The organism is Citrobacter sp. Marseille-Q6884 (genome assembly GCF_945906775.1).
Classification (GTDB): domain Bacteria; phylum Pseudomonadota; class Gammaproteobacteria; order Enterobacterales; family Enterobacteriaceae; genus Citrobacter.
Window position 1 is genome coordinate 642,873 of sequence record NZ_CAMDRE010000001.1, and the last position, 23,427, is coordinate 666,299.

Sequence of the window (23,427 nt, forward strand, 5' to 3'; positions counted from 1 at the left end):
TTTACGCCGCATCCGGCGACCGACCCACTAATACAGTTTATTTTCCCGCATAAACGACTCACCACCCAACTGGCGCATTTGACGCATAATCCACGCCTGGCGGTTACGCACATAACCTGACGGTGCATTCGCCTTAAATCGTATTGGATTCGGCAGCACCGCTGCCAGCAATGCCGCTTCAGACAGGCTCAGCCGACTGGCTGGCTTATGAAAATAGCGTTGCGCCGCCGCTTCCACACCGAATACGCCATCACCAAACTCAGCAATATTCAGGTACACGGTCAGAATACGTTTCTTACTCCAGACCGTTTCCATACCGAGCGTTAACCCGGCTTCCAGCCCTTTACGTATCCAGCTGCGTCCATCCCACAGAAAGAGGTTTTTTGCCGTTTGCTGCGATAACGTGGACGCGCCACGAATACGGTTTTCATTACGTTCGTTGTGCGCCAGCGCTTTTTCTATCGCGGAAACATCAAATCCCCAGTGTTGCGGAAATTTTTGATCTTCTGCCGCAATCACCGCCAGCCCCATCCACGGAGAAATCTCATCCATGCTCACCCAATCCGAGTGCGCCACGTAACGGAAATCACCGGACAGCCATGCGCCGATTTGCCGTTCAACCATCACCGCCGAAAAAGGCACTGGCAACACGCTGAACAGGGCGATGCCCCCGCCCCAAAATACCGCGAGGACAATGACGATACGGAGAAAAATACGCCGCAGAAACGCGGTAACGCCTTTTCTCATTCAGCCAGTACCAGCACGCGCGAGACCAGCTTATCGATACCGCTTGCCGCCTCAGCAATATCCTGTGCCAGCATGTAAGCTGGGGTGGTGACGATTTTGTTATCTTCATCAACCACAATGTCATCGACCGGACAAGGCACATGTTCAGCCCCCATCTCTTCGAGTACTTCCGCGGTATCAATATCAGTGCCAATCGTCACCCGCAGCGGGAAGTTAAATATTTTGGGTAACATGGCTGGCGCGATACACATAAAGCCCAACGGTTTCCCTGCCTGATGCATCGCCACGGCCAGTGCGGCTAAATCGCTATCGACCCGGCAGTCGCTCCCCTGGCTGGCGAAATTGCTCAGGTTCTTCGCCGCGCCAAATCCTCCGGGCACAATCAGTGCGTCCAGTTCCGAAGAAACAGCCTGGGCAAGTGGGCGAATCTCCCCTCGCGTAATACGGGCGGCTTCAATCAGGACGTTACGCGTTTCCGGCATCGGCTCGCCCGTCAGATGATTGATGACATCCGTCTGCTGTTTGTCCGGCGCAAAGCAGATAGCCTGAGCACCACTGCGGGCAATGGCCAGCAGTGTGAGTACGGTTTCATGGATCTCCGCGCCGTCATAGACGCCACATCCACTCAGCACTACGCCAACTTTTTTCATCGAAACACTCCTTTCGCAACTGACCGAAGCACATTAATAATTTTGATTAAAATGCTACGCTTCACACATTTAACTGATTCATGTAACAAATTATTTAAGATTTGCTATCTTAACTGCGTGCGGCCTGAAATTTAGGGCTGCGCCCTTGTAAACAATGATAATAATTTACGGCGCAGCCACGATTTCCCTGGTGTTGGCGCAGTATTCGCGCACCCCGGTCAAGCCGGGGTCATTTTTTTTCCGCGCTTGCTACCCAGGCTCTTAATACCGCCACATCGTGTTGCCACTCCTGCTTCATCTCTTCAATCCATTCAGCCACGTTATCTTCCCAGGCAGGAAGGTCCGGTGATTGAATTTGCTGACCGAGCTGTTGCAGATGACGCAGCCCGACCGATCCCGCTGCGCCTTTGATTTTGTGCCCCTCTTCCACAACGCCTTTTTTATCACGTGCGGTCAGGTTCGACTCCAGCACGCTCAAATATCCCGGCATCATCTTCTCAAACACCGCCAGCCCGTCGGTAATTAACTTCGGTCCCACCAGCTCGAGGTATTGTTCCAACATGGGAATATCTAACAGCGCTTGCGATTTACTGCTTTCTTCAGATGTCACAGTGCTCTCCTCTTCGTTTCGGGTATCCCAGTATTTTTTAATCATGGCGGTTAAGGCCGGAACCGACAGCGGCTTACTCAGCACATCGTCCATGCCAGCATCCAGATATTCTTTTTTGTCTTTCAGCACGTTGGCGGTGAGCGCCACCAGCGGTGGCAGGTCTTCGCGCGCGTATTTTTTGGTGAGCTCCCGGGAGATATCCAGCCCCGTCATATCCGGCAACTGAATATCCAGCAGCACCAGGTCATATTCACCCGGTTTGAACATCTCCAGCGCGGCTTTCCCGGTCATGGCGACATCCACACTGTTACCCAGTTTTTCCAGCACTGAACGCGCGACAATCACGTTCAGCTCAATGTCTTCGACCAACAGTACGTTCAGCGCGGGCAGAGGCATCTCATCGTCTTCAAACGCATCTTCAACCTGTTCCGCCACGGCGGGAGCATGAACGGTCAGCGTAAAGACAGATCCTTTTCCTGGCTGGCTGGAAACCGTAATATCGCCGCCCATGTTTTTCGCCAAACGCTTCGACACGGCCAGACCGATACCGGTTCCCGTCGCCGGTTTGCCCCCGTTACTGTCTTTCACCTGATAGTACATGGCGAAGATTTTATCCTGCTCATCCTGCGGAATACCGATCCCGGAATCTTCAACTTCAAAGTGCAGCATGCTCTCTTTGTCATAACGCGCCCGCACGGTGACCTGCCCCTGCTGGGTAAACTTCACGGCATTGCTGATCAGGTTCCACAGGATCTGACGCAGACGCGTCCCGTCGGTAATGACTTTATGCGGCAGCGGTAACGTCGGCTCAAGCACAAAACGCAGCCCTTTTTGCTGCGCCTGCAGGCCAGAGAGGTTTTCCAGATCGGCGATAAAGCTGGTGAAATCTATCGGCTGATTATCGAGCTGAACTTTACGCCGCTCCATCTTATCCATGTCAATAATATCGTTGAAGATATTACCCAACGTCACCGCAGAGACATGGATCGTTTTCAGGTATTTTTCCTGCTCCGCGGTCAGGTCCGTATCCAGCAATATGCGGCTTAATCCGACAATGCCATTAAGCGGCGTACGCAGTTCGTGGCTGATCGTGGAAATAAAGGTGGTCTTATCGCGGCTGGCGCGCTCAAGCGCATCCTGATAGCGCTTACGTTCCGTAATATCGCGCCCAAAGCCCATCAGACCATGTCGCTTACCCACGCGGTCATAGTAGGGCACTTTACGGATTTCAAAGCAGGCTTTGCGCCCGTCGGGGTAATCCAGCCACTGCTCATAGGTGAGTGACACATTGTGGCGGAAGACTTTCTCGTCAGTTTCGATAACCTTCTCAGCCGCCTCAGGCGAGTAAACGTCTGCCGGTTTTAAATTCACCAGTTGCTTTTCACTCTTGCCGGTCAGTAACTCCATGGCGCGGTTACAGCCGGAAAACTCTTTATCTTCATTGCGATAAAAAACCAGATCCGGCGAGGCATCCAGGAAAGAACGCAGAAAAGAGGACTGTTGCTCAAGCTGGATCTGCGCTTCTTCGCGCTCTTTGATTTCGACTTTGAGCTGCTCGAAGGTTTCCTCACGCTCGGCTTCCGCCTTCTCGCGCTCAACAATCTCTTGATTGAGCTGCGCGATATTGTCTTTCAGTTGTACGTTAAGCTTAAGATCGCGCTCGCGCATCTCCTCAAGCTTTTGCACCAGCCGTGATAAGCGTTGCCGGGATTCCTCCAGTTGCTCCACCACCACGGACAAGAAATAGACGGCCCAGGGCGTAATCAGCAGACCAAAAAAGATAGAGCGAATGACATCAATACTTTCTACCCGGCCATGCAACACCATAGTGACAGCCATCTGCACCACGATTGCCAACACGACCAGAGCCAGCGCCAACAGCAGCGAAAAGCGCACCAGACCTAACTTCATCATCAGGTCGACATAATATTGCGCCAGCATACGAATTTGCTTCATAGAGGGTTCCTTCACGACAACTTGGCACAATAATACTCAATTCTCAGCGTGACGTTTAAGATTGTGCAAGAAATGCGTAGTTTCCCTCATCGCGCTACGCGTTTGGCAGGCTCCAGGGGTTGCCCAGAGCGGATCCCTGGACGCCATGTTCATTGAGATACCTGTCCAGTTCGACCATCCCGGTCCATCGATTTTCACACCAGAGCGGCGCCAGTAACGTCGGGCGACGGGCGCTGGCAGAAATCCGATGGTAGATAACTTCCGGCGGTGTATGGCGAATCATCTCGCCTGCTGTCACTGTATAATCAGCAAGGTCAATGCCGCTCAGACGCCCTGCCTCCCAGGCTTTCGCCATAATGCTGCCCTTCACGATATGCAGCGGGTGCAGCTTAATACCGTCAACGCCAGTATCTACCACCCGCTCCAGCGTTTGCAGACACTCCGTCTGCCCTTCTCCCGGTAAGCCGACAATAAGGTGCGAGCACACTTTTAACCCGCGTTCACGGGCCAACTGAGTGGTTCGCTGGTAGCAGGCAAAATCATGTCCACGATTGATGCGGTGCAGCGTTTTATCATGTGCGGTTTGCAGCCCCAGCTCCAGCCACACCTCGTATCCCTGATCCTTATATTCGCAAAGCAGATCGAGCACCGCATCCGGCACACAGTCCGGGCGCGTTCCGACGCACAGCCCAACGATATTGGCCTGACTGACGGCCTGCTGATACATAGAACGGAGCACCTGCACTTCTGCAAAGGTACTGGTATAGGCCTGAAAATAGGCCAGATAACGCTTGGCGCGATTAACCAGATGCGCCTGATGCTCAAGCTGCTCGGCAATGGAATGATGCTGCTGCGCTTCATCGGCAAACGAGGCGACATTACAGAAAGTACAGCCGCCACGTCCGATGGTGCCATCGCGATTTGGGCAGCTAAAACCCCCGTGCAGCGTGAGTTTATGAACCTTTTGCCCATAACGGCGAGAAAGATCCCCACCAAACATATTGACTAATTTCTGTAACTGCATAATCTGATAGACCGCGCCTTGAAAAGAGGCCAAAGCCTGCCATTTTTAGCCCCTGTCGGCGATGACCTGGATCAATCGCCCAGGCGCGCCTTTATTTATTGCATAAAAATTCAAAATAACAGAAATTTCATTCAGTAAAACGGTAATTACTTTTCCTTATATCCCGCTATTTTTTTTATCTTCTGACACCCTTCGGATAAAAACAGTATCTTTAAGACGCCAATGCTCCAAAAACCAGCATAAAATGCCACACATCGTGATAAACAAAGGGAGGAGATGAGATATCAGGCCATCCTGACAGTGAGACAGATCACACTTCCCCACCGACTTCACGCGCGTTAAATCGATGTAAAAACCCCTTTATTTTCAATGTATTCATAAAGTTAATCGCGCTATAGCACATTTTTGTATAAATAAGATTGCCATTTGACCTGTGTGTGGATTCCCGATAACTTGGAAATCCGCTGGAAGCTTTCTGGATGAGCAGCCTGCTCATCATATTTATGCAGTAATTGAGATTCCCTCTGAAGCAAGTCCTCAAACTTGTTTGACCTATGCGAAATGGATAAAGAGGGCGAATGCGAGGTAAGCGTATGACACGCAAACCCCGTCGCCATGCTCTTGGTGTGCCCGTGCGCAAACGGTATCGGAGAGGTGTCCCGCAGAGCCTGGGGAGGTTCACTGATATGTTGTACGATAAATCCCTTGAGAGGGATAACTGTGGTTTCGGCCTGATCGCCCACATAGAAGGCGAACCTAGCCACAAGGTAGTGCGTACCGCCATACACGCACTGGCCCGGATGCAGCACCGTGGCGCCATTCTTGCCGATGGTAAAACCGGCGATGGTTGCGGCCTGCTGTTACAAAAACCTGACCGCTTCTTTCGCATCGTTGCGCAGGAGCGCGGCTGGCGTTTAGCCAAAAACTACGCCGTCGGCATGATCTTTTTAAATAAAGACGCTGAACTGGCCGCGGCATCCCGTCGCATTGTTGAAGAAGAACTCCAGCAGGAAACCCTGTCGATTGTGGGCTGGCGCGATGTGCCAACCAACGAAGGGGTCCTTGGTGAAATCGCCCTCTCCTCTCTGCCACGTATTGAGCAAATTTTTGTCAACGCCCCTGCGGGCTGGCGTCCACGCGATATGGAACGCCGCCTGTTCATCGCGCGTCGCCGTATCGAAAAACGCCTTCAGGCCGATAAAGACTTCTACGTCTGTAGCTTGTCGAACCTGGTCAATATTTATAAAGGTCTGTGTATGCCGGCGGATCTGCCGCGCTTCTACCTGGACCTCGCGGACCTGCGTCTGGAATCGGCCATCTGCTTGTTCCACCAGCGCTTCTCCACGAACACCGTGCCGCGCTGGCCGCTGGCACAGCCGTTCCGCTATCTGGCGCATAACGGCGAGATCAACACCATTACCGGTAACCGCCAGTGGGCGCGTGCCCGTACCTATAAGTTTCAGACGCCACTGATCCCGGATCTGCACGATGCCGCCCCGTTCGTCAACGAAACCGGCTCCGACTCCAGTTCGATGGACAACATGCTGGAGCTGCTACTGGCGGGCGGGATGGATATCATCCGCGCCATGCGCTTGCTGGTACCGCCAGCCTGGCAGAACAACCCGGACATGGACCCTGAGCTGCGCGCCTTCTTTGACTTTAACTCCATGCACATGGAGCCGTGGGATGGTCCCGCGGGGATCGTCATGTCTGACGGTCGCTTTGCTGCCTGTAACCTCGACCGTAACGGTCTGCGTCCGGCACGCTTTGTGATCACCAAAGACAAGCTCATCACCTGTGCCTCTGAAGTGGGTATCTGGGACTACCAGCCGGATGAAGTGGTCGAGAAAGGCCGCGTCGGTCCTGGCGAACTGATGGTTATCGATACCCGCACCGGGCGCATTCTGCACTCAGCCGAGACCGATAACGACCTGAAAAGCCGTCATCCGTACAAAGAGTGGATGGAGAAAAACGTCCGCCGTCTGGTGCCGTTTGAAGACCTGGCTGACGATCAGGTCGGCAGCCGCGAGCTGGATGATGACACCCTCGCCAGCTACCAGAAACAGTTTAACTACAGCGCCGAAGAGCTGGATTCCGTGATCCGCGTGCTGGGTGAAAACGGCCAGGAAGCGGTCGGTTCAATGGGTGATGATACCCCGTTCGCCGTGCTCTCCAGCCAACCGCGTATTATTTATGACTACTTCCGTCAGCAGTTTGCCCAGGTGACCAACCCGCCTATCGACCCGCTGCGTGAAGCGCACGTGATGTCGCTGGCCACCAGCATTGGTCGTGAGATGAACGTTTTCTGCGAAGCGGAAGGCCAGGCGCACCGCCTGAGTTTTAAATCGCCGATCCTGCTGTACTCCGATTTCAAACAGCTCACTACCATGAAAGAGGAGCATTATCGCGCTGACACGCTGGATATTACTTTCGACGTGACCGAAACCACGCTCGAAGAGACCGTTAAAGCGCTGTGCGATAAAGCGGAACAGATGGTGCGGAACGGCACGGTACTGCTGGTGCTCTCCGACCGTAACATTGCCAAAAACCGCCTGCCGGTTCCGGCTCCGATGGCGGTCGGTGCGGTGCAAACGCGTCTGGTAGAACAGAGCCTGCGCTGCGATGCCAACATTATCGTGGAAACCGCCAGCGTGCGTGACCCACACCACTTTGCGGTGCTGCTGGGCTTCGGCGCAACGGCAGTCTATCCATACCTCGCGTATGAAACCCTGGGACGTCTGATCGATACGCAGGCGATTGCCAAAGATTATCGGACCGTGATGCTGAACTACCGTAACGGCATCAACAAAGGTCTGTACAAAATCATGTCCAAAATGGGCATTTCAACCATCGCCTCTTACCGCTGCTCGAAGCTGTTTGAAGCCGTGGGTCTGCACGATGACGTCGTTGCGCTCTGCTTCCAGGGTGTGGTCAGTCGCATCAGCGGAGCCAGTTTTGCCGACTTCCAGCAGGATCTGCTGAATCTCTCCAAACATGCCTGGCTGGCGCGTAAACCGATCAGTCAGGGTGGGTTGCTGAAATATGTTCACGGCGGCGAGTATCACGCCTACAACCCGGACGTGGTGCGCACGCTGCAACAGGCTGTTCAAAGTGGCGAATACAGCGACTATCAGGAATATGCGAAGCTGGTCAACGAGCGTCCGGCGGCAACACTGCGCGACCTGCTGGCCATCACGCCAGGTGATGAAGCAATTAGCCTGGATGATGTCGAACCGGCAACAGAACTGTTTAAACGTTTTGATACCGCCGCGATGTCTATCGGCGCATTAAGCCCGGAAGCACACGAAGCGCTGGCCGAAGCAATGAACAGCATCGGCGGTAACTCTAACTCCGGCGAAGGCGGCGAAGATCCGGCACGCTATGGCACCAACAAAGTGTCACGCATCAAGCAGGTGGCTTCCGGTCGCTTCGGCGTCACCCCGGCGTATCTGGTCAATGCGGACGTCATTCAGATTAAAGTCGCCCAGGGCGCGAAGCCGGGCGAAGGCGGACAGTTGCCGGGTGACAAAGTGACCCCGTACATAGCCAAACTGCGTTATTCGGTACCCGGCGTCACGTTGATCTCCCCGCCGCCGCACCACGATATCTACTCTATCGAGGACTTAGCGCAGCTGATTTTCGACCTGAAACAGGTTAACCCGAAAGCGATGATCTCCGTGAAGCTGGTTTCCGAACCGGGCGTGGGCACCATCGCGACCGGCGTGGCAAAAGCCTATGCAGATCTGATCACCATCGCGGGCTATGACGGCGGTACCGGCGCCAGCCCACTCTCGTCGGTAAAATACGCGGGCTGTCCGTGGGAACTGGGCCTGGTGGAAACCCAGCAGGCACTGGTCGCTAACGGTCTGCGCCATAAGATCCGCTTGCAGGTTGATGGCGGTCTGAAAACGGGCGTCGATATCATCAAAGCGGCGATTCTCGGGGCGGAAAGCTTCGGCTTCGGAACCGGTCCGATGGTGGCGCTGGGCTGTAAATACCTGCGTATTTGCCACCTGAACAACTGCGCAACCGGCGTCGCGACTCAGGACGAAAAACTGCGTAAGAATCACTATCACGGCTTGCCGTTCAAGGTGACCAACTACTTTGAATTTGTTGCCCGTGAAACCCGTGAGCTGATGGCGCAATTGGGCGTGAAACGTCTGGTGGATCTGATTGGCCGCACCGACCTGCTCAAAGAGCTGGACGGATTTACCGCCAAACAGCAGAAGCTGGAACTGTTCCGACTGTTGGAAACGGCTGAACCCCATCCGGGTAAAGCGCTGTACTGCACCGAGAACAACCCGCCGTTTGATAACGGCGTGCTGAACGCACAGTTACTGCAGCAAGCGAAACCGTTTGTCGATGAACGCCAGAGCAAAACCTTCTGGTTTGATATCCGCAACACCGATCGTTCAGTCGGCGCATCACTGTCTGGCTATATCGCGCAGACGCACGGCGATCAAGGTCTGGCATCCGATCCGATCAAAGCGCACTTCAGCGGTACTGCGGGTCAAAGCTTTGGCGTATGGAACGCAGGCGGCGTTGAACTGTATCTGACTGGCGATGCTAACGACTACGTCGGTAAAGGCATGGCAGGCGGTTTGCTGGCAGTACGTCCTCCGGTGGGCTCTGCCTTCCGTAGCCATGAAGCAAGCATCATCGGTAACACCTGTCTGTACGGCGCGACCGGCGGCCGTCTGTTTGCCGCAGGTCGTGCGGGTGAACGCTTTGCCGTACGTAACTCCGGCGCGATCACCGTGGTAGAAGGCATTGGTGACAATGGTTGCGAATACATGACAGGCGGTATCGTCTGTATTCTTGGGAAGACGGGCGTTAACTTCGGCGCAGGTATGACGGGCGGATTCGCCTACGTGCTGGACGAAGACGGCGATTTCCGCAAACGCGTGAACCCGGAACTGGTCGAAGTGTTGAGTGTAGACACGCTGGCTATCCATGAGGAACATCTGCGTGGTCTCATCACTGAGCACGTACAACATACCGGTTCTTCACACGGCGAAGAGATTCTGGCTAACTGGCCGGCCTTCTCAGCGAAATTTGCGCTGGTAAAACCAAAATCCAGTGATGTGAAAGCACTGTTGGGTCACCGTAGTCGTTCCGCAGCTGAGCTGCGGGTGCAGGCGCAGTAAGGGGTTAAGATGAGTCAGAACGTATACCAATTTATCGACCTGCAGCGTGTTGATCCGCCGAAGAAACCGCTGAAGATCCGTAAGATCGAGTTTATCGAGATTTACGAACCGTTTTCCGAAGGTCAGGCCAAAGCGCAGGCAGATCGCTGCCTGTCCTGCGGCAACCCGTACTGCGAGTGGAAATGCCCGGTGCATAACTACATCCCGAACTGGCTGAAGCTCGCCAACGAAGGACGTATTTTTGAAGCGGCAGAGTTGTCTCACCAGACCAACACACTACCGGAAGTCTGCGGTCGCGTTTGCCCGCAGGACAGGCTGTGCGAAGGCTCCTGCACGCTGAACGATGAGTTTGGCGCAGTGACCATCGGCAACATCGAGCGCTATATCAATGATAAAGCCTTCGAAATGGGCTGGCGTCCGGATATGACCGGCGTTCGCCAGACGGACAAACGCGTCGCCATCATCGGCGCGGGTCCGGCAGGCCTGGCTTGTGCTGACGTACTCACCCGTAACGGCGTGAAGGCCGTGGTGTTTGATCGCCACCCGGAGATCGGCGGACTGCTGACCTTCGGTATTCCGGCCTTCAAGCTGGAGAAAGAGGTCATGACCCGCCGTCGTGAGATCTTCACCGGTATGGGCATTGAATTCAAACTCAATGTGGAAGTCGGTCGCGACGTGCAGCTCGACGATCTCCTGAAGGATTACGACGCTGTGTTCCTCGGCGTGGGGACTTATCAGTCAATGCGCGGTGGGCTGGAAAACGAAGACGCCGACGGTGTGTTCGATGCTCTGCCGTTCCTGATTGCGAATACCAAACAAATCATGGGCTTCGGCGAAACCACTGACGAACCGTTCGTCAGCATGGAAGGCAAGCGCGTCGTTGTTCTTGGCGGTGGTGATACGGCGATGGACTGTGTGCGTACCTCGGTTCGTCAGGGGGCGACACACGTAACCTGTGCTTATCGTCGCGATGAAGAGAACATGCCAGGCTCAAAACGCGAAGTGAAAAACGCGCGTGAAGAGGGCGTGGAATTCCAGTTCAACGTTCAACCGCTGGGTGTGGAAGTCAACGCCAACGGTAAGGTCTGCGGCGTGAAAATGGCGCGCACAGAAATGGGTGCACCGGATGCCAACGGTCGCCGCCGCGCGGAAATCGTCGCCGGTTCTGAACACATTGTCCCGGCCGATGCGGTGGTCATGGCGTTTGGTTTCCGCCCGCACAGCATGGAATGGCTGGCGAAGCATAGCGTCGAGCTGGATTCGCAGGGACGAATTATTGCCCCGGAACGCAGCGACAACGCCTTCCAGACCAGCAACCCAAAAATCTTTGCTGGCGGTGACATCGTGCGCGGTTCAGATCTGGTCGTGACGGCGATTGCCGAAGGTCGTAAAGCGGCTGACGGCATCATGAACTGGCTGGAAGTGTAAGTCAGCTTTTTCTGGCATCTCATCCACCCTGGTGGATGAGATGTTAAACGCCTTAGTAATACCGCTAAACCTACCAACTAAACCTGCCGACTAAGCCAGCCTGACTACACGTTTTGTAAACAGGGCAAATAACCTGATACCTGCAATACATCAAAAACATGAATAATAGCCATGTAAAGATTATACGGAAACGTTTGCTTTATTCTGGGAACTGTATATGATGCGGCGGATTTTTTGGGCAAAATTCATGGAGGCGTTGTGTCGCAGGACAACAATTATAGCCAGGGCCCCGTCCCTCTGGCGGAGCGGAAAGGCGTGATTCCACTAACGTTTGTCATGTTGGGACTCACATTTTTTTCCGCCAGTATGTGGACCGGTGGCACACTCGGTACCGGTCTTTCTTATCATGATTTCTTCCTGGCAGTCCTCTTCGGTAATCTTCTCCTCGGTATTTACACTGCATTTCTCGGTTTTATCGGCGCAAAAACAGGGCTCTCAACCCACCTTCTGGCGCGTTACTCATTTGGTTTGAAAGGTTCATGGCTCCCCTCACTGCTATTAGGCGGCACGCAGGTGGGCTGGTTTGGCGTTGGCGTGGCCATGTTTGCTATCCCCGTCGGCAAAGCGACGGGGCTTGACGTCAATATCCTGATTGCGGTTTCCGGTCTGTTGATGACCCTGACTATCTTTTTTGGCATCTCGGCGCTGACCGTTTTATCTATCATCGCCGTACCTGCCATCGTCATTCTTGGCAGCTACTCCGTCTGGCTGGCGGTGAGCGATGTCGGCGGTTTAGACCATTTAAAGGCGATAGTGCCGCAGACGCCTCTTAATTTCTCCACCGCACTGGCGCTGGTGGTCGGCTCGTTCGTCAGCGCTGGGACGTTAACCGCCGACTTTGTCCGCTTTGGCCGAAACGCTAAAGGCGCGGTGCTGATTGCCATGGTGGCGTTTTTCCTTGGCAACTCGCTGATGTTTATCTTCGGCGCTGCGGGCGCCGCCGCTGTTGGACAGGCGGATATCTCTGACGTGATGATTGCCCAGGGACTGCTGCTGCCCGCGATTGTGGTACTCGGTCTGAATATCTGGACCACCAACGACAATGCGCTATACGCCTCAGGTCTGGGATTTGCCAATATTACCGGCCTTTCCAGCCGTACGCTGTCAGTGGCTAACGGTATTATCGGTACACTGTGCGCACTGTGGCTTTACAATAACTTTGTCGGCTGGCTGACATTTTTGTCGGCGGCTATTCCCCCAATTGGCGGGGTGATTATCGCCGACTATCTGCTGAACCATCGCCGATATGCCGACTTCAGCAAAGCGCAATTTATTTCCGTAAACTGGATAGCTATCCTGTCTGTTGCCCTGGGCATTGCCGCCGGTCACTATATCCCCGGTATCGTGCCCGTCAACGCTGTACTCGGCGGCGTATTCAGCTATATCCTGCTGAATCCCCTTTTCAATCGCAGCCTTGCTAAATCACCAGAGGTCAGCCATGCAGAATAATAACATCACCCTTCGTCAGGCGCGTTTACAGGGGCGTGACGGATTGTGGCAGCTCACTATTGAAGACGGGCGCTTCAGCCGGATTGAACCTCAGGACGCCGCTACGTTACCACAGGGTGAAGTGCTGGATGTCGAAGGCGGTCTGGCAATCCCACCGTTCGTTGAACCACATATCCATCTCGACACCACCCAAACCGCGGGTGAGCCGAGCTGGAACCAGTCCGGGACATTGTTTGAAGGTATTGAGCGCTGGGCCGAACGTAAGGCAATGCTCACTCACGAAGACGTGAAAGCGCGCGCCATGCAGACCCTGAAGTGGCAGATGGCCAACGGCATTCAGTACGTCCGTACTCACGTTGACGTTTCCGACCCTACGTTGACGGCGCTGAAAGCCATGCTGGAGGTGAAGCAAGAAGTTGCTCCGTGGGTAGAGCTGCAGATCGTCGCGTTCCCGCAAGAGGGCATTCTTTCTTACCCCAACGGTGAGGCGTTATTAGAGGAAGCTGTGCGTCTGGGCGCCGACGTCATTGGCGCGATCCCCCACTTTGAATTCACGCGTGAATATGGCGTGGAGTCGCTGCACAAAATTTTCGCCCTCGCGCAAAAATACGACAGGCTTATCGACGTGCACTGCGACGAAATTGACGATGAGCAATCACGCTTTGTTGAAACCGTCGCGGCGCTGGCGCATCGCGACAATATGGGCGAACGCGTGACCGCCAGCCATACCACGGCAATGCACTCCTATAACGGCGCGTATGCTTCCCGTCTGTTCCGCCTGTTGAAAATGTCCGGCATTAACTTTGTCGCAAATCCACTGGTCAATATTCACCTGCAAGGGCGCTTTGACACTTATCCTAAACGCCGCGGCGTCACGCGCGTCAAAGAGATGCTGGAGGCGGAGATCAACGTCTGCTTCGGTCATGATGACGTCTTCGATCCGTGGTATCCGCTGGGTACCGCGAATATGCTGCAGGTACTACATATGGGGTTACACGTGTGCCAGTTGATGGGATACGGGCAGATTAACGATGGGCTGAACCTGGTCACCACCCACAGCGCGAAAACCCTGCACCTGCAGGACTACGGTCTGAACGTGGGGAATTCCGCGAATCTGGTCATTTTACCGGCAGAGAATGGATTTGACGCGGTTCGTCGCCAGACACCTGCACGTTATTCCATTCGTCACGGTCGAATCATTGCCGAGACGGTGCCTGCCCAGACGACGCTGCATCTTACACAGCCCGAAACGGTGACGTTTAAGCGCTAGGTCGTGACATTCCATGTCGGATGGCGCAAGCCTAGCCATCCGACACAGTCTCTCATCGTCAGGCTGGTTGTAATAAGCTGGCGCGTACCTTGATCACTACCTTTTTGATATCCATCGGAGCCTGCACCACACAGCCCGGTTTATGCGGCTCGCGCGGCATAAAAATCACAAATCTTCCCGGCTTCAGTACAATAGCCTGCTCATCGGCAATCTGACTGCACAACTGGTAGTCATCCTCAACGTGCATCTCTTCGCACTGACGAGCAGAATCGCTCAACCCAAACAGAATACGTTCTTCGCCGGATAACAGCACCTGAATGTCAATGTACTGCTGATGCAGCTCCGCTTTCTTTTGCTCCGGGCTCTGCGTTGCAAATTGCATCACATTCATAAAAATATTATCGCCCTGCAACGCATAGCGCCCAGGCGTCTTCTCCTGCGGATTCGCCGCAATGGCCAGCGTTAACGCCTGCTGCAAGACCGGATGTAATCCAGCAGAAGGCAGTGAACGCAACTCATCTGACATCATAATCGATCTCCCTGGGCCAACAGCGCAGCCCCTAATAATCCGGCATCATGCCGGTAATGTGCCGGTTGTAGCGCCACCTGGTAGGCCGATGGCTCTTGTGCCAGGCAGCGTCGGACCTGCGTCAGATAGCCGTCGGCCAACCCGACGCTACCGCCAACGACCACACACTGACAATCGGTGGTGGCTTTGATATCCGCGATTAACCTCGCCAGTGCTTGTGCCGAACGAGTAATAAGGTCAGCAGCCTGCGTGTTGCCTTGCCCGGCGCGGATAAAAATCGTTTTGGCATCACATCCGGCAAGTTCACCTTGTGCCGCAGCCGCAATCCCGCGTCCTGAAGCGATCGCTTCCACACAGCCGCGACGACCGCAGCCGCACATCGGCCCATTGGGATCGGCCAGCGTATGGCCCAGATGCCCTGCCAGCCCGCCGGTACCGGTGAGAAGTTTGCCGTCCGTCACGACGCCGCCCCCCACGCCCGTAGAGACGGTGAGAAAGACCATGTCACGATAATCCCCCCGCAGAGCATGATATTCCGCCCATGCCGCAGCCTGAGCATCGTTAACCGCCCGTGCGGGCAATCCGGTAATCGCTTCCAGCGTTTCCGTCAGCGGGAAATGCAATAACCCTCCAAGATTATGCGGATTGATTGCCAGCAGAACACCGTCGCGGATAATCCCGGTCGAGGCAATCGCCACGTGCTTAGCATAAAGAGAAAGCGGCTCCACCAGGGTATGCAACGCCGCGCGTAGTGCATCCGGCGTTTTGCTCGCGGGGGTGGGCAATTCACGACGGTCGCGAATCAACAGGTCATTATCGACCAGTGCGGCGGCCAGTTTGGTACCGCCGATATCAATAGCCAGCGTGGTCATCGCAAAGCCTTCTTCTGCGTTAGTAACGACATACAGTTTCCCTTACGAAAATTGCCCGGTTCTGAACCGGGCAAACGGACTAACTTTTTGATTTCACCAGGCCGCGTTTATCGCTACCAAACGGGACAGCTCCGCTAAAGGGTTTGCCATCGATAGCATCATGCGTACGCAGTGCTTCCGGACGCAGCCAGCGCTGAACACGTGACGGCATATCGAGACCAATCAGCAGGATCACCACAAACGTCAGGCTGAACGAAAGCGATCCCAGCGCCGTCCCCAGATCCAGACGTTGTGCAATCAACGCCCCGATGATCGGCGCCAGCGCCCCGCCCAGCGCACCGACGTTGTAGGTGAAGCCCAGGCCCGCCGCACGCTGGTCGGTATCAAAATAGCCACCAATCAGTTTTGGTAAGATCCCGGAGATCCCCTGTCCGAGCATTTGCTGGAAAAACAGCAGCAAACCGAGGACCCAGACGTTGGTGCCACCAATGGCAAAGACCGGAATAATCAGCAGCTGTGAGGCCAGCAGACTGCATACATAAGCCTTGCGGGTGCCCAACCAGTCGCCAAGAAAACCGCCTACGCAACAGCCAACCGCTGCACCAAAACCGCTAAAGAAGAGCACACGGGCGACCGTTGAAGGGTCATACATCAGCTCAGTTTTCAGGTACGTCGGCAACAGTGCCTGAATCGGCCATGAGTAGAGGAAGGCAAACAGCACGACCACCATGAGCATCACGCCAGTCGGCCAGCGTTTACCGCTGCTTTGCACCATAAAGCTGATGAAAATGAATGCGCAGAGCAGTCCGAGAATCGCAACGATTGCCGCATTTTGCAGATTGCCGGCAAAACAGAACCACAGCGCCGTTGCGGCAGCCATCGTCATCAGAATATTGATCACCCGATGTTCGCCCCGATAGAGAATATCGACCATCGTGCGCACTGGCGCCTTACCTTCGTGCTTCTCTTTCCAGTCTTCGGCTTCAGGAATATTTTTACGCAGCCAGAGTGCGAAGATAATCGGTACAATGCCGATGAAGAACAGCGCACGCCATCCCCAGACCGGAACCACCAGACTGTAGACCTGTGCGGCGATCACCGCACCAACGGAGAAGCCGGAAATCAGGAAACCGCTGGCTTTATTGCGCAGGTGTTTAGGCCAGCTTTCAATGACATAGGTCGCACTGGAGCCGTATTCACCCGCCATTCCCATACCGATAACCAGTCGGGCGATAAACATGGTGGTGTAGCCCGGCGCAAAGCCGCAGGCCAGCGTCCCGACAGAGAACAGAATGATGCTGGTGACCATCGCCAGACGGCGGCCATAACGGTCACCCATCGCCCCCAGCACCAGCCCGCCAAACCAGCGAGAAATAAAGGCGGCCGAAATCAGGCTGGCGGCTTGCACCGTCGTCAAACCGAATTCGCCTTGTACTTCTGTCAGCACAAGCGCGATTAAGACAAAATCAAAACCATCAAGCAAATATCCCAGCCAGGCTGCGGAAAATGCCCGCCATTGCGCCCGATTGAGATGGCGATACCACGGGATGCTCTGGGTAGAAGTACTCATTTTACTCTCCCGACGATGTTTTGTTGTTGTGCCGGATAGCGGCGTTCCCCGATCCGGCCTACGGTCGAAATAGCCAGGCCGGGCAAGCGAAGCGCCCCCGGCAACCCGCGGTTACGCCTTTTCTGCCAACAGTTGGTTCGCCAACGCTTTCAGCTCTGGCAGGAATTTCTCGTCCACTGGGGCGAAAGGTTTACGGCACAGCGGTACAGAGACCACGTCCATATAGTGCAGAACGGTTTTCAGACCACGGAACACGCCGACTTTAATGAGCAGATCGATAACCTTATTGCACTCGGTTTGCAGCTTTTGTGCAGTCTTGATATCGCCTTCTTTGAGCGCTTTCACAATTCCCTGATAACGCCATCCCATGATGTTATATGTGCTACCGATACCCCCATCAGCGCCCGCCAGCAGGCCAGAAGCAAAGATTTCGTCATAACCGTTATAAAGCACCAGATCAGGATGCGCGCGGCGGATCTGCTCCATCTGATAGAGATCGCCCGAGGTTTGCTTCAGTGCGCCAACGCCCGGCAGCGTGACCAGCGTATTGATTTGATCCAGCGTCAGTTTTACGCCACTCAGCGCCGGAATGTTGTAGACCACCATCGGCAACCCATCAGCGGAATCAATAATTGCACGGTAGTGATCGCAATGTTCTTCAAAACTGAACGGATAGTAAAACGGGGTGACGGCGGAGACAGCATCAAAGCCGTAGCGGTGCGCGGCACTCGCCAGTTGTTGGCTTTCTTCGGTGCTTACCGTCCCGACATGGGCGATTAAGGTAACTTTGCCTTTCGCTTCTTCAGCAACGATCTCCAGTACCTGCTCTCTTTCCGCACGGTTCTGTACAAAGGCTTCACCCGTTGAGCCTCCGACGTACAACCCGTCAACGCCCTGCCCAATGTTGAAACGCACCAGACGGCGCAGGCTCTCAATATCCAGGCGCTGTTGGTTATCGAATGGGGTTAACAACGCTGGCATCACGCCTTTTAAATCTCTTGCCATAACGACCTCTGTCTATGATTAGTGTTATCTAACTGCATACCTTTATACCTGTTATACCAGATCAAATAAGCAGCAATACAATACAGAACGCTTATAATGCGATCTGCTTCACTAAACGATCGTCAGGATCGAAATTACTTGCGCGATTTTTTCTTTTTACCGAAGGCGTGCCAGGTGGCGGAAACGCTGTTGAGATGTTCTTGTAAAGCGCGGTCGGCTTCATCAGGATTGCGCTGACGAATCGCCTCGACAATAGCGATATGCTGCTGATAACTCACGCTATTATGTTCATGCAATTCCTGATCGGCGACGGTCGGACGTGCTGCAATCAACCAGTCCAGCAGCGCGACATGGATCGCCATAAAAATAGGATTACCCGGGATCTCCGCCAGCACGCGGTGGAAATCAACATCCGAACGAATAAACAGCGTGTTGTCATCCAGCGACTGGCTGTTGATCTCCAGCGCTTTCGCCAGCCTGTCAATTTGTTCGTCTGTGGCATGTTCGGCCGCGTAACGCACCAGGCTGGACTCAAAAAACAGCCGCAGTTGCTCAAAGTGGGCAATACCTCCCGGGTGCGAGAGGAAATCTTTCGCCATGCCGGACAATTCGCTGATGATGGTATCGGCCGAGGGGCGCGAAACACGGGCGCGCTCGCCATTGTTGATTTGTACCAGACCTTTACGTTTTAACGCCGCGAGGGCTTCACGTACGGATGGACGACCCACGTTGAAGAAAGCCATCAGTTCCCGCTCCGACGGCAACGGCTCACCCTCGCTAAATTCCCGGCGACGAATCATCTGTTCCAGCTCTTCTTCCACCATTTCAGAGAGTTTCTTACGCGCCAGCGGACGGTTACGTAAGCTACGGCCAATGGTAGAGGGAGAGTCTTCAGCTTGCGAATCAAATGCGTTCATAGGGTCCATTCCGCTAAGTCGAGGTGACAAACAACAGCGGGTTCATCCTAACACAGGATCGAAAGCAGGGTGAAATGATGGTCTGCCAGACCAGTCTGTCTATTGATACCCAATAAAATGAAAATATTATTCTTCACGAAGATATTTAAATTAACGTTAATTTAAAACACCCGCATTCTGTTTATGAAATTCGCGAATATGAATGTGAAAAATAATCATAACTTACTCTTTTAAATAGAAAAATAATTTAGATATCGAATTAAAAACACGATATCCACTCCATAAAAAATGCCCAAAAAAATATAACATCCGATTTCATAACAGCGTTATTACCGGATTTATCTTCTTCTCTGGCATGGAGTGAAAAAATGTTCGGCATTATTATCTCTGTCATCGTTTTATTAACGATGGGTTATCTGATCCTCAAAAACTACAAACCACAGGTCGTGCTGGCGGCAGCCGGGATCTTCCTGATGATCTGCGGCGTCTGGTTGGGGTACGGCGCGCTGGTCGCCCCCGATAAAAGCAGTGGCTATCTGCTGGTCGATATTTATAACGAAATTCTGCGTATGCTCTCCACCCGGGCCGCAGGCCTTGGATTATCCATTATGGCGGTGGGCGGTTATGCCCGCTATATGGACCGGATGGGCGCCAGCAGAGCCATGGTGAGTCTACTGAGTCGCCCGCTTAAGCTTATTCGCTCACCTTATATCGTACTTGCAGCCACCTACGTGATCGGTCAGATCATGGCGCAGTTCATCACCAGCGCTTCCGGGCTAGGTATGTTATTGATGGTCACGCTCTTTCCGACGCTGGTCAGCCTTGGCGTGAGCCGTTTGTCTGCGGTCGCGGTCATTGCAACCTCAATGTCGATTGAATGGGGCATTCTGGAAACCAACTCAATTTTTGCCGCCCAAGTGGCTGGAATGAAAATTGCCACCTACTTCTTTCACTACCAATTGCCCGTGGCGTCCTGCGTCATTCTCGCCGTTGCCATTGCGCACTTTTTCGTGCAGCGCCGGTTTGATAGAAAAGCGTTACCGGACAGCGCCGGCTTCGCCGAACAAAAGGTTCTGGAAGACGTCCCCCCACTCTACTATGCCATTTTGCCAGTCATGCCACTGATTCTGATGCTGGGTTCGTTGTTACTTGCGCATATGGGATTGATGAAGGCAGAGCTGAATCTGGTCGTGGTGATGCTCATGAGCATGACAGTGACCCTGTTTGTGGAGTTCTTTCGTAAGCACAATCTGCGCGAAACCATGGACGACGTGCAGGCATTTTTTGACGGGATGGGGACGCAATTTGCCAATGTCGTCACGCTGGTCGTGGCGGGGGAAATTTTTGCCAAGGGGCTAACCACTATTGGCACCGTTGATGCGGTAATAAAAGGTGCGGAACATTCCGGTCTGGGCGGCATCGGTGTGATGATCATTATGGCGGTGGTTATCGCCGCTTGCGCAATTGTGATGGGGTCAGGCAACGCGCCGTTTATGTCGTTTGCCAGTCTGATCCCGGATATCGCTGCAGGGCTGCATATTCCGGCGGTCGTGATGATCATGCCAATGCACTTTGCCACCACGCTGGCCCGTGCGGTTTCACCGATTACCGCGGTCATTGTCGTGACATCAGGTATTGCAGGCGTGTCGCCTTTTGAGGTCGTCAAACGTACGGCGATCCCAATGGCAGTGGGATTTGTGGTGAATATGATCGTCACCATCGCCCTGTTTTATTAATGCCTGGCGCAGAAAACCAAACAGGCCCAAAAGGGCCTGTTTTTTATTTCACTACGCGTAGTGCTGGACGCCCACCACGAGGCGGTGGCGGAGTGTCATCCGGGTCGTTGTCGTCACCGTTGTCAGGCTTATCGCCATCAATGACCGACATGACGGTTTCACTCTCAAAACCCGATGCTTCGTTGTCGTCATCATTTAAGCTGGCGACCTCTTCATCGTAAGCGGCTTCTGGCTCGAACATCGTGCCCGCACCGTTTTCACGCGCATAAATTGCCAGAACGGCAGCCAGCGGCACGGAAACCTGACGTGGTACACCGCCGAAGCGCGCGTTAAAGCGCACTTCATCGTTAGCCAGTTCGAGGTTCCCCACTGCACGCGGAGCGATATTCAGAACAATTTGCCCGTCACGCGCATATTCCATCGGAACCTGCACGTCCGGGAGCGTCACATCCACCACCAGATGCGGCGTGAGTTGGTTGTCTAACAACCACTCATAAAATGCACGCAGCAGATACGGACGGCGCGGTGATAGTTGTGGCAAATCCATACAGATTAACCCCGGCCCAGGCGCATTTCGCGTTCAGGCTCAGTCAGAGAAGCCAGGAAAGAGTCACGTTCAAAGACGCGAGTCATATACCCTTTCAGCTCTTTCGAACCTGCGCCGCTGAATTCAATACCCAGCTGCGGTAAACGCCACAGCAGCGGTGCCAGGTAACAGTCTACCAGGCTGAACTCATCGCTCAGGAAATACGGTTTCTGACCAAATACTGGCGCAATCGCCAGCAGCTCTTCGCGCAGTCGCTTACGTGCGACATCGGCTTCAGCGGCAGAACCGTTCACGATGACGTTCATCAGCGTGTACCAGTCTTTTTCAATACGCTGCATGTACAGGCGGCTCTCACCACGCGCAACCGGGTAAACCGGCATCAGCGGCGGATGCGGGAAACGCTCATCCAGGTATTCCATAATGATGCGAGATTCCCACAGGGTCAGCTCACGATCCACCAGTGTCGGTACGCTCTGATTCGGGTTGAGGTCGATCAGATCCTGCGGTGGATTGTCCTTTTCCACATGCTCAATCTCGAAACTAACACCTTTCTCAGCCAGCACAATGCGGACCTGATGGCTATAGATGTCAGTAGGACCAGAAAACAGCGTCATTACCGAACGTTTGTTGGCAGCGACAGCCATGAAAACCTCCAGGTATATTCAGAATTTTTACTGCTACCAGCCACTGTGTGGCCAGCCAGAAGTGATGTCACCCATACTCGGAAAGCCATTGCTGTTCAAAATACAAACAAAAAATGAACAATACCGGATATTTGGGCAGAAAATTGGATGATAGTTTACCAGATTTTGTGACCTTTGTGGTGAGTCGATTCTGGAAATGGGGAAAAAGAGGTGGCCATCAGCGTATTACTGCGGTAATTCGCGGGGAATATTCATAAAAAAACCCGCCGGAGCGGGTTTTTTCGTAAATTGAAATCTGCCTGAGCAGAAAGCAATTAACGCTTGGAGAACTGCGGACGACGACGTGCTTTACGCAGACCGACTTTCTTACGTTCAACCTGACGAGCGTCACGAGTAACGAAGCCAGCTTTACGCAGTTCAGAACGCAGGGACTCGTCGTACTCCATCAGAGCGCGGGTGATACCGTGACGGATCGCACCAGCCTGACCAGAGATACCACCACCTTTAACGGTGATGTACAGATCCAGTTTCTCAACCATGTCGACCAGTTCCAGCGGCTGACGAACTACCATGCGGGCAGTTTCACGACCGAAGTACTGTTCCAGAGAACGTTGGTTGATTACGATTTTACCGTTGCCCGGTTTGATGAAAACGCGAGCTGCGGAACTTTTGCGGCGACCAGTGCCGTAGTATTGATTTTCAGCCATTGCCTATAATCCCGATTAGATGTCAAGAACTTGCGGTTGCTGTGCCGCGTGGTTGTGCTCGTTGCCAGCGTAAACTTTCAGTTTACGGAACATAGCACGACCCAGAGGGCCTTTTGGCAGCATGCCTTTAACCGCGATTTCAAGCACACGCTCAGGACGGCGAGCAATCATCTCTTCAAAGGTCGCTTGTTTGATACCACCGATGTGACCGGTGTGGTGATAGTACACTTTGTCAGTACGCTTGTTGCCGGTTACAGCAACTTTGTCAGCGTTCAGAACGATGATGTAATCACCAGTATCTACGTGCGGAGTGTATTCCGCTTTGTGCTTACCGCGCAGGCGCAGAGCCAGTTCGGAAGCCAGACGGCCCAGAGTTTTACCGGTCGCGTCAACAACATACCAGTCGCGTTTTACGGTTTCTGGTTTAGCTGTAAAAGTTTTCATTAAAAGCTTACCCAAATAAATAAGTTACACGTTGGTGAACACCCAAACGTTTTGTCAGTTGAGGTTCACACGACATTGTCCAGCAAACCTACCCCTTCGAATAGCCTATGCCGGC

18 protein-coding genes are annotated in these 23,427 nt (G+C 53.8%); 5 read left to right on the forward strand and 13 right to left on the reverse strand.

Translation table 11 applies throughout. The annotated features are described in order from the left end of the window. Positions 1 to 27 precede the first annotated feature (27 nt). The 4 genes from mtgA to N7268_RS03030 form a co-directional block, all read right to left on the reverse strand. Positions 28 to 747, reverse strand: a complete 720-nt coding sequence (mtgA, locus tag N7268_RS03015) for a monofunctional biosynthetic peptidoglycan transglycosylase (protein WP_260861749.1) — start codon at positions 745 to 747, stop codon at positions 28 to 30. Next, positions 744 to 1,397 (reverse strand): isoprenoid biosynthesis glyoxalase ElbB, encoded by a 654-nt coding sequence (elbB, locus tag N7268_RS03020; protein WP_198905542.1) that lies wholly within the window; start codon positions 1,395 to 1,397, stop codon positions 744 to 746. Before elbB ends, mtgA begins: the two co-directional genes overlap by 4 nt. A gap of 229 nt (positions 1,398 to 1,626) precedes the next feature. Then, the gene (arcB, locus tag N7268_RS03025) at positions 1,627 to 3,963 is read right to left on the reverse strand and encodes an aerobic respiration two-component sensor histidine kinase ArcB (protein ID WP_260861750.1); all 2,337 of its coding nucleotides are present in this window, start codon (positions 3,961 to 3,963) and stop codon (positions 1,627 to 1,629) included. Positions 3,964 to 4,057: 94 nt separating this feature from the next. Continuing rightward, positions 4,058 to 4,987, reverse strand: coding sequence for a TIGR01212 family radical SAM protein (locus N7268_RS03030; protein ID WP_198905540.1), 930 nt, complete (start codon positions 4,985 to 4,987; stop codon positions 4,058 to 4,060). A gap of 686 nt (positions 4,988 to 5,673) precedes the next feature. Here N7268_RS03030 and gltB point away from each other — a divergent pair. The 4 genes from gltB (at position 5,674) to N7268_RS03050 (ending at position 14,341) form a co-directional block, all read left to right on the forward strand. Next, positions 5,674 to 10,134, forward strand: a complete 4,461-nt coding sequence (gltB, locus tag N7268_RS03035) for a glutamate synthase large subunit (protein WP_260861751.1) — start codon at positions 5,674 to 5,676, stop codon at positions 10,132 to 10,134. 9 nt (positions 10,135 to 10,143) lie between these two features. Then, a complete protein-coding gene (gltD, locus tag N7268_RS03040) occupies positions 10,144 to 11,562 on the forward strand; it encodes a glutamate synthase subunit GltD (RefSeq protein WP_260861752.1) in 1,419 nt (472 codons plus the stop codon). A 258-nt stretch (positions 11,563 to 11,820) separates the two neighbouring features. Beyond that, positions 11,821 to 13,071: a cytosine permease gene (codB, locus tag N7268_RS03045; protein WP_260861753.1), complete on the forward strand. Its 1,251-nt coding sequence runs from the start codon at positions 11,821 to 11,823 to the stop codon at positions 13,069 to 13,071. After that, the gene (locus N7268_RS03050) at positions 13,061 to 14,341 is read left to right on the forward strand and encodes a cytosine deaminase (protein ID WP_260861754.1); all 1,281 of its coding nucleotides are present in this window, start codon (positions 13,061 to 13,063) and stop codon (positions 14,339 to 14,341) included. Before codB ends, N7268_RS03050 begins: the two co-directional genes overlap by 11 nt. A 58-nt stretch (positions 14,342 to 14,399) precedes the next feature. Here N7268_RS03050 and nanQ read toward each other — a convergent pair whose 3' ends face one another. From nanQ to nanR, 5 genes are all read right to left on the reverse strand, one after another. Then, positions 14,400 to 14,870: an N-acetylneuraminate anomerase gene (gene nanQ, locus N7268_RS03055; protein WP_260861755.1), complete on the reverse strand. Its 471-nt coding sequence runs from the start codon at positions 14,868 to 14,870 to the stop codon at positions 14,400 to 14,402. Further along, on the reverse strand, positions 14,867 to 15,742 hold the full coding sequence (nanK, locus tag N7268_RS03060) for an N-acetylmannosamine kinase (protein WP_260861756.1): 876 nt from the start codon (positions 15,740 to 15,742) through the stop codon (positions 14,867 to 14,869). Before nanK ends, nanQ begins: the two co-directional genes overlap by 4 nt. A 79-nt stretch (positions 15,743 to 15,821) precedes the next feature. Further along, positions 15,822 to 17,312 (reverse strand): MFS transporter, encoded by a 1,491-nt coding sequence (gene nanT, locus N7268_RS03065; protein WP_198905532.1) that lies wholly within the window; start codon positions 17,310 to 17,312, stop codon positions 15,822 to 15,824. Between the two features lie 111 nt (positions 17,313 to 17,423). Next, positions 17,424 to 18,317, reverse strand: a complete 894-nt coding sequence (nanA, locus tag N7268_RS03070; protein ID WP_260861757.1) for an N-acetylneuraminate lyase — start codon at positions 18,315 to 18,317, stop codon at positions 17,424 to 17,426. A gap of 134 nt (positions 18,318 to 18,451) precedes the next feature. Continuing rightward, on the reverse strand, positions 18,452 to 19,243 hold the full coding sequence (nanR, locus tag N7268_RS03075) for a transcriptional regulator NanR (protein WP_260861758.1): 792 nt from the start codon (positions 19,241 to 19,243) through the stop codon (positions 18,452 to 18,454). Between the two features lie 359 nt (positions 19,244 to 19,602). Here nanR and dcuC point away from each other — a divergent pair, with 359 nt between their 5' ends. Next, positions 19,603 to 20,970, forward strand: coding sequence for an anaerobic C4-dicarboxylate transporter DcuC (gene dcuC / locus N7268_RS03080; protein WP_260861759.1), 1,368 nt, complete (start codon positions 19,603 to 19,605; stop codon positions 20,968 to 20,970). Positions 20,971 to 21,013: 43 nt separating this feature from the next. Here dcuC and sspB read toward each other — a convergent pair whose 3' ends face one another. From sspB to rplM, 4 genes are all read right to left on the reverse strand, one after another. After that, entirely contained in the window at positions 21,014 to 21,517 is a 504-nt protein-coding gene (gene sspB, locus N7268_RS03085; protein WP_198905528.1) for a ClpXP protease specificity-enhancing factor, read from the reverse strand. Positions 21,518 to 21,522: 5 nt separating this feature from the next. Next, positions 21,523 to 22,161, reverse strand: a complete 639-nt coding sequence (gene sspA / locus N7268_RS03090; RefSeq protein ID WP_198905526.1) for a stringent starvation protein SspA — start codon at positions 22,159 to 22,161, stop codon at positions 21,523 to 21,525. A 314-nt stretch (positions 22,162 to 22,475) separates the two neighbouring features. Continuing rightward, the gene (gene rpsI, locus N7268_RS03095) at positions 22,476 to 22,868 is read right to left on the reverse strand and encodes a 30S ribosomal protein S9 (RefSeq protein ID WP_000829818.1); all 393 of its coding nucleotides are present in this window, start codon (positions 22,866 to 22,868) and stop codon (positions 22,476 to 22,478) included. A gap of 15 nt (positions 22,869 to 22,883) precedes the next feature. Then, positions 22,884 to 23,312 (reverse strand): 50S ribosomal protein L13, encoded by a 429-nt coding sequence (gene rplM / locus N7268_RS03100; RefSeq protein WP_003025141.1) that lies wholly within the window; start codon positions 23,310 to 23,312, stop codon positions 22,884 to 22,886. Between the last annotated feature and the right edge of the window lie 115 nt (positions 23,313 to 23,427).

Bases quoted from the DNA above. Each gene is read 5' to 3' on its own strand.
- nanA (WP_260861757.1), bottom strand. From the start codon at position 18,317: ATGGCAAGAGATTTAAAAGGCGTGATGCCAGCGTTGTTAACCCCATTC.
- sspB (WP_198905528.1), bottom strand. From the start codon at position 21,517: ATGGATTTGCCACAACTATCACCGCGCCGTCCGTATCTGCTGCGTGCA.
- mtgA (WP_260861749.1), bottom strand. From the start codon at position 747: ATGAGAAAAGGCGTTACCGCGTTTCTGCGGCGTATTTTTCTCCGTATC.
- nanK (WP_260861756.1), bottom strand. From the start codon at position 15,742: ATGACCACGCTGGCTATTGATATCGGCGGTACCAAACTGGCCGCCGCA.
- rpsI (WP_000829818.1), bottom strand. From the start codon at position 22,868: ATGGCTGAAAATCAATACTACGGCACTGGTCGCCGCAAAAGTTCCGCA.
- elbB (WP_198905542.1), bottom strand. From the start codon at position 1,397: ATGAAAAAAGTTGGCGTAGTGCTGAGTGGATGTGGCGTCTATGACGGC.
- sspA (WP_198905526.1), bottom strand. From the start codon at position 22,161: ATGGCTGTCGCTGCCAACAAACGTTCGGTAATGACGCTGTTTTCTGGT.
- N7268_RS03030 (WP_198905540.1), bottom strand. From the start codon at position 4,987: ATGCAGTTACAGAAATTAGTCAATATGTTTGGTGGGGATCTTTCTCGC.
- dcuC (WP_260861759.1), top strand. From the start codon at position 19,603: ATGTTCGGCATTATTATCTCTGTCATCGTTTTATTAACGATGGGTTAT.
- nanQ (WP_260861755.1), bottom strand. From the start codon at position 14,870: ATGATGTCAGATGAGTTGCGTTCACTGCCTTCTGCTGGATTACATCCG.
- N7268_RS03050 (WP_260861754.1), top strand. From the start codon at position 13,061: ATGCAGAATAATAACATCACCCTTCGTCAGGCGCGTTTACAGGGGCGT.
- nanR (WP_260861758.1), bottom strand. From the start codon at position 19,243: ATGGACCCTATGAACGCATTTGATTCGCAAGCTGAAGACTCTCCCTCT.
- gltD (WP_260861752.1), top strand. From the start codon at position 10,144: ATGAGTCAGAACGTATACCAATTTATCGACCTGCAGCGTGTTGATCCG.
- gltB (WP_260861751.1), top strand. From the start codon at position 5,674: ATGTTGTACGATAAATCCCTTGAGAGGGATAACTGTGGTTTCGGCCTG.
- arcB (WP_260861750.1), bottom strand. From the start codon at position 3,963: ATGAAGCAAATTCGTATGCTGGCGCAATATTATGTCGACCTGATGATG.
- rplM (WP_003025141.1), bottom strand. From the start codon at position 23,312: ATGAAAACTTTTACAGCTAAACCAGAAACCGTAAAACGCGACTGGTAT.
- nanT (WP_198905532.1), bottom strand. From the start codon at position 17,312: ATGAGTACTTCTACCCAGAGCATCCCGTGGTATCGCCATCTCAATCGG.